This window comes from Photorhabdus sp. P32 (genome assembly GCF_038085095.1).
GTDB lineage: Bacteria > Pseudomonadota > Gammaproteobacteria > Enterobacterales > Enterobacteriaceae > Photorhabdus > Photorhabdus luminescens.
In genome coordinates this window covers 1-2,927 of sequence record NZ_JAZGJN010000142.1, presented here as the reverse complement: position 1 = coordinate 2,927, position 2,927 = coordinate 1, and the positions used below count along the sequence as shown (strand labels likewise).

The 2,927-nt window shown below is 39.8% G+C and carries 4 protein-coding genes and 2 tRNA genes; 5 read left to right on the top strand and 1 reads right to left on the bottom strand.

Features of this window, described 5'->3' with window-relative positions; genetic code table 11:
* Positions 1-72 precede the first annotated feature (72 nt).
* Together V2H77_RS00920 and V2H77_RS00915 are read left to right on the top strand one after the other, a co-directional pair.
* A tRNA-Lys gene (locus tag V2H77_RS00920) sits at positions 73-212 on the top strand.
* A gap of 37 nt (positions 213-249) precedes the next feature.
* Positions 250-342: transfer RNA gene (locus tag V2H77_RS00915), tRNA-Lys, on the top strand.
* 73 nt (positions 343-415) lie between these two features.
* Here V2H77_RS00915 and nadS read toward each other — a convergent pair.
* A complete protein-coding gene (gene nadS / locus V2H77_RS00910) occupies positions 416-700 on the bottom strand; it encodes a NadS family protein (protein WP_341497297.1) in 285 nt (94 codons plus the stop codon).
* A gap of 290 nt (positions 701-990) precedes the next feature.
* Between nadS and V2H77_RS00905 the strand changes: the two genes are divergently transcribed.
* From V2H77_RS00905 to glk, 3 genes are all read left to right on the top strand, one after another.
* Positions 991-1,263 (top strand): hypothetical protein, encoded by a 273-nt coding sequence (locus V2H77_RS00905; protein ID WP_341497296.1) that lies wholly within the window; start codon positions 991-993, stop codon positions 1,261-1,263.
* On the top strand, positions 1,260-1,613 hold the full coding sequence (locus V2H77_RS00900) for a hypothetical protein (protein WP_341497295.1): 354 nt from the start codon (positions 1,260-1,262) through the stop codon (positions 1,611-1,613). Before V2H77_RS00905 ends, V2H77_RS00900 begins: the two co-directional genes overlap by 4 nt.
* Before the next feature lie 209 nt (positions 1,614-1,822).
* A complete protein-coding gene (gene glk / locus V2H77_RS00895; RefSeq protein WP_341497294.1) occupies positions 1,823-2,788 on the top strand; it encodes a glucokinase in 966 nt (321 codons plus the stop codon).
* Positions 2,789-2,927 lie beyond the last annotated feature (139 nt).

Here is a 2,927-nt window from a genome sequence, read left to right as displayed (position 1 = left end):
ATGCCATAGGCCGAGTAATCCTGCACGACCCACCACTCAAAAAGATACAATCAGAATAATTCCCCTATAGATGGGTTGTTAGCTCAGTCGGTAGAGCAGTTGACTTTTAATCAATTGGTTGCAGGTTCGAGCCGAGCGAAGCGAGACAACAGCGCGTGAGCGCTGGCCCGAAGGGCGAGGCCATAGGCCGAGTCATCCTGCACGACCCACCACTCCAAAAGATACAATCAGAATAATTCCCCTATAGATGGGTTGTTAGCTCAGTCGGTAGAGCAGTTGACTTTTAATCAATGGGTCGCAGGTTCGAGCCGAGCGAAGCGAGTCATCCTGCACGACCCACCATCTTAAAGCTTCATTCAAAACCAATTCCTCCAGATGGATTGTTAGCTCAGTCGGTAGAGCAGTTGGTTTTTAATCAATGGGTCGCCAGGGCCTTATAGAAATTAGGATTTTCTTGGATGATAGCTAACACCTTTGCCGCTAGCCCTGTCGGATTTCGACGCTTTTGCTCCCAGCTTTTAATTGTATCAAGGCTAGTGCCTAAAGCCTTCGCCATCTCTGCCTGTGAAATGTTAAGTTGAGCACGGATAGTTTTAACGTCGGCAACTTCGTATCGGGTCACACGTGTTGTGGCTTTATTACCTTGTTTAATTTCAACTGCTTCTTCGAGGGATGCTTTCAATTCGTCAAAAAAACTCATATTACGCCTTATTCTTTTATCGTCGGGTAAACATACTAGTTTCGATAAATTCTATAGCATGACTTACAAATTTATTCTATACCTTGAGCATGAGCTTCATCATTATGTGTATATACAAATTTTACGCTCAAATAATATATCTTATCTATTAATGATACAAAATCCATTGATATTTTATGAGTCATTTTGAGTTGTTTAGATCTGTTTAGCGGCGTATTCTGTATATACAGATTAACCATGAGTTAAAAACACCGCAGTATATAGAGTTCTTGATATCATCAAACATCAGATTGAAATTAGCAGGCAAAAAGCCGTCTGTTAATGGAGAGGATATACTCCAGTGTTTTTCTAATCGGGTTGGACGTTTTCTTGAGGATACAAGGGAAGATAATAAAACTGAGCCACCCACTAAATGGTTTATATCTGAAACTGATTATGGCGTTAAGTTAAAGATAGTCTTTATCTATTATCCTGAAAAAGGGGTTGCTATAAGGATTGCCTATGCACCTAACGAAGATGAATTGAGAATTTACCGAAAATACGGTCTAGGAACAGAGAAATGAGCAGGCAAACTGATAAGCGAGCAAATAACCTGATAGTTTCCACCGATGAAGCATGGGAGAACGGTGAGCTTGGTTGTAGTGAGTCTCACGTTAAAGTATCTGATGATATAACAGAAGATCAGATTAACGAAGTGTTGGAGTTACAGCCCATTTCAATTAGGTTAAATCTATCTCTGATAGAAGACTTGAAAATGATAGCTGACCTTAATGGCTTAGGCTACCAGCCATTGATCAGGCAAGTTTTAAATCGTTTTGCTAATAGTGAGAAAAAACGGGTACTCGCCGAAGCTCACAGCAAAGCAATGAGAAGTGAAAAAAGAAAATCCAATAAACGTCATAAGGCTGCTTAACTACATAGTCTTAGCTGCATAGTATATAAATGTAAAAAACCAACTGGTGAGGTTGGTTTTTTTGCATTTACCCTTGAATAGTGTGGTTTGCCTTTATGCTATTAATTAACTGCTTGCCAGTCATTCACTGTTAAACGATCTATACCAATAATGCCAGATGGGATAAGCTTTACCTAATTGTTGTACTAGTCGATTATTAGGATATAAAAATGAATCTCTATGGATTAGTTGCTGATATTGGCGGCACCAATGCCAGATTAGCGCTTTGCAATTTGGAAAATGGGGCTATTGAGCGGATTGAAACATATAGTGCGAAACAACACGCCGGATTAGAATCTATTATCAGTCACTATTTAGCGGAGCAAAAAACAACAGTAACTTGTGCTTGCATCGCTATTGCTTGTCCGATAAATGGTGATTGGGTAGAAATGACCAATCACCAATGGGCATTTTCTATTAGTGAGCTGAAACAGACACTTGGGCTAGAAAAATTAGACGTGATCAATGACTTCACGGCTGTATCTATGGCTATTCCAATGCTAACAGAAGAACACAAAGTTCAGTTGGGTGGAGGAGAAGCGGTTAGAGATAAACCGATAGCGGTTTACGGTGCAGGCACTGGCCTTGGCGTAGCTCATTTGATCAAGGTAGACAAGCAATGGGTCAGTTTACCGGGTGAAGGCGGCCATGTAGATTTTGCAGCAAATAGTGAAGAACAAGATGCGATATTGGCTGTTTTGCGGCGCAAATTTGGGCATGTTTCGGTAGAAAGAATCTTGTCCGGTAGTGGGTTGGTAAACCTTTATCAGGCCATTGCCATTTTGGATAATTGTCAGCCGGAAGATTTAGAACCAGAAACAGTGACGCAACGAGCATTGGATGAAAGTTGCCAATATTGCCATCGTGCGCTGACACTATTTTGTGAAATTATGGGGCGATTTGGCGGAAATTTAGCGTTAAATATGGGGGCTTTTGGTGGTGTGTATATCGCTGGTGGTATAGTGCCGCGGTTTCTTGATTTCTTTAAGCAGTCGAACTTTCTTCATGGATTTGAAGATAAAGGGCGCTTTAAACCGTTAGTACAACAGATTCCTGTTTATTTGATTACTCATCCACAACCAGGATTATTAGGTTCAGGTACCTATTTACGGCAACAGCTTTCACTTATTGGTTAAATTATAAATTCAGATATATACATATACATTTCTAAATTAATGATTGTATATATCTGATTGGAATTTTCTATTGCAACTGTGTATTAATATTGAAAGCAATGAAAATCTATTTTATTTATATGATGGCTGGATTTTATAA